This window comes from Streptomyces niveiscabiei, assembly GCF_001419795.1.
Lineage (GTDB): Bacteria > Actinomycetota > Actinomycetes > Streptomycetales > Streptomycetaceae > Streptomyces > Streptomyces niveiscabiei.
This window is the reverse complement of the sequence record NZ_LIRL01000137.1, coordinates 1-1,992: the sequence shown is the minus strand read 5'-3', so window position 1 is coordinate 1,992 and position 1,992 is coordinate 1. Positions and strand designations below refer to the sequence as shown.

3 protein-coding genes are annotated in these 1,992 nt (G+C 70.7%); all 3 read left to right on the top strand.

The window, feature by feature from the left end; genetic code table 11:
* Nucleotides 1-694, top strand: a 694-nt coding sequence (locus tag AOK24_RS07415; RefSeq protein ID WP_167376813.1) for an AIM24 family protein, incomplete at its 5' end; no start/stop codon positions are given.
* 7 nt (nt 695-701) lie between these two features.
* The gene (locus AOK24_RS07410) at nt 702-1,379 is read left to right on the top strand and encodes an AIM24 family protein (protein ID WP_055719245.1); all 678 of its coding nucleotides are present in this window, start codon (nt 702-704) and stop codon (nt 1,377-1,379) included.
* Between the two features lie 17 nt (nt 1,380-1,396).
* The coding region (locus AOK24_RS07405) for an AIM24 family protein (RefSeq protein ID WP_055719244.1) at nt 1,397-1,992 on the top strand (596 nt) is incomplete at its 3' end.

The window sequence follows — 1,992 nt, the reverse complement described above, 5'->3', positions numbered from 1 at the left end:
CGGCGCCGCCGCCTCCCTCGCCCCCGTACCCCCCGAAGCCGGCCTCCGCGCGGTGCTCACCAAGTACGCCGAGGCCCCCGTGGGCGACCGCTGGACCGAACAGAACCCGGAGCTCGTGCGGGCGACGCTCACCAAGGGCGCGAACATCCTCGCCAAGCAGGGCAGCATGGTCGCCTACCAGGGCGACGTCGACTTCGCCCACAAGGGCTCGGGTCTCCTCGGCAAGCTGACGGGACAGCTCACCGGCCAGGGCATGAGCCTCATGCGCTGCTCCGGCGACGGCGAGGTCTTCCTCGCGGACGAGGCGAGCCGCCTCTTCGTGATCCGCCTCCAGGGCGAGCAGCTCTACACGTCCGCGCGCGGGGTGCTCGCCTTCGACGAGGCCCTCGACACGGAGGTCCGCCGGATCGAGGGCGCGGGCCTGCCCGGCGGCGGCCTGTTCAGCATGCTGTTCTCCGGCACGGGCGCGATCGTCGTCAAGACCCGCGGCATCCCCGTCGTCCTCCCGGTCGGCCCCGCCACGTACGTCGACGGCAACGCCGTCATCGCCTGGTCCGCGGGCGCGCAGGCGGTCACCACGACCTCGCTGCGCCTGCGCCGCTCCGGGTACGCCCGGCAGACCGCGGAGGCCGTCAACCTCCAGTTCCGGGGCGCCCCCGGCAACTTCGTCGTCGTCCAGCCCTTCGAGGTGTGAGGCAGCCATGGACCTCCAGACACTGAACGCGCAGCAGCCCGCGACGGCCGGCGTACGGATGAGCGTGCACAGCTCCAAGACGCTCAAGGTCACCATGGTCACCGGCCAGGACCTGTACGCGAAGGCCGGCTCGATGATCGCCTACGACGGGTACGTCCAGTTCGACGGCGCCCCCGCGAGCCTGCGGCGCAGCGCCGAGGAGATGGTCACCGGCGAGGGCGGCCGGCTGATGATGTGCCGCGGCGACGGCGAGCTGTACCTCGCCGACTACGGCGGAGACGTACTCGTCCTGCACCTGAACAACGAGGCGATCTCCGTCAACGGGCCCACCCTGCTCGCCTGCGATGCCTCGCTGGAGCTGAAGATCGAGCCCGTCAAGGGGCTCGCGAAGCTCTCCGGGTCCGGGCTCACGAACCTCGTCGTGCGGGGCACCGGGTGGGTCGCGCTCGTCAGCCGGGGGATGCCGATCTCCCTCGACTGCGCGGAGCGCGAGACCTACGTCGACCCCGACGCGCTCATCGCCTGGACCGACGGGCTCGACATGAAGGCCAAGCGCACGATCAAGGCGGGCGCGCTGATCGGGCGGGGCAGCGGGGAAGCCTTCCAGGTCGGCTTCAAGGGGCAGGGGTTCGTCGTCGTCCAGCCCAGCGAGGACACCGGCGACCGATTCAAGATCCGGGGCTGAGGGGAGCCACGACAGACATGCACAGCACACTCTTCGCGCACATTCCGGTGGAGTCCACCGAGCGCTACACCCTCCAGAACCCGCAGCTCCTCAAGACGGACGTCTCGCGCGGGCGCGGGGCGATCCTCGCGCGGCAGGGGGCCATGGTCGCCTTCGAGGGCGACGTCCAGTTCGACAGCCAGTACCGGGACCGGGGGTGGCGCAACGTCGAGCGGATGACCGGGGAGCGGCTCGAACTCATGCGGTGCAAGGGGAGCGGGGTCGTGTATCTCGCGAACTTCGCGCAGCACCTGCACATCATGGAGGTCGGGCGGGGGATCACCGTCGACTCGTCGTCCGTGCTCGCGTTCGACGGGTCCCTCAAGGTCGGGATCGTCGCGATCGACAGTGCCGTCGAGGTGGCTTCCGCCGGGGCGTACAACCTGGAGCTCTCCGGGGACGGGCAGGTCGTCGTGATGACGTCCGGGGAGCCGTTGGTGCTGGAGGTCGGGCCCGGGAAGAACGTCTGCTGCGACTCCGATGCGGTGATCGCCTGGTCGACGTCGTTGCGTACGCAGTTGCAGGCGCCGACGTCCACGTCCGCGGTGTGGCGGCGGCGGGGGTCGTCCGGGGC